The 459-nt window shown below is 36.4% G+C and carries 1 protein-coding gene; it reads right to left on the bottom strand.

Translation table 11 applies throughout. The annotated features are described in order from the left end of the window. Positions 1–85 precede the first annotated feature (85 nt). Positions 86–394, bottom strand: coding sequence for a hypothetical protein (locus MO867_RS22605; RefSeq protein WP_252473370.1), 309 nt, complete (start codon positions 392–394; stop codon positions 86–88). Positions 395–459 lie beyond the last annotated feature (65 nt).

Here is a 459-nt window from a genome sequence, read left to right as displayed (position 1 = left end):
ATAGAGGTCAATCACTACCGCCAAGTACAACCAGCCCTGTACAGTCCAGATGTACTGGACATCCTGGATTACTAGGTTCAGAAGTCTACCCCTCTAAAACTGTCAGAAATATTGTCATTAGAGCCCCTGCATTCAATTTAATCCATCTTAAATAAAAATATCTTCCTGACGAGAAAAGCGCCACAAACAAAGGGAATATATAGCTGTAGATATTCTTAAAGAAGCCATCACTTTCACGTGAGGTAAAATTAACCACACACAAAAAAATAAAAGCAACAATAAACATAACAACAAACAACTTAACACCTAGAGAGAAACTATTTCCTTTCTCAATAAGAAAAGCAGGAACAAACAAAACGCAAAACAACACAAAAAATATAAAAATAAATTTCATCTTTAGTCACTCTCAATACTTCGGACAGTTTTAGGGGGCGAAATAGGTAGGAACCACGGCCAGAT

The organism is Microbulbifer okhotskensis (assembly GCF_023895975.1).
Taxonomy (GTDB): domain Bacteria; phylum Pseudomonadota; class Gammaproteobacteria; order Pseudomonadales; family Cellvibrionaceae; genus Microbulbifer; species Microbulbifer okhotskensis.
Note: the sequence above shows the minus strand (reverse complement) of the source record. Positions and strands in the feature narration are given on the sequence as shown.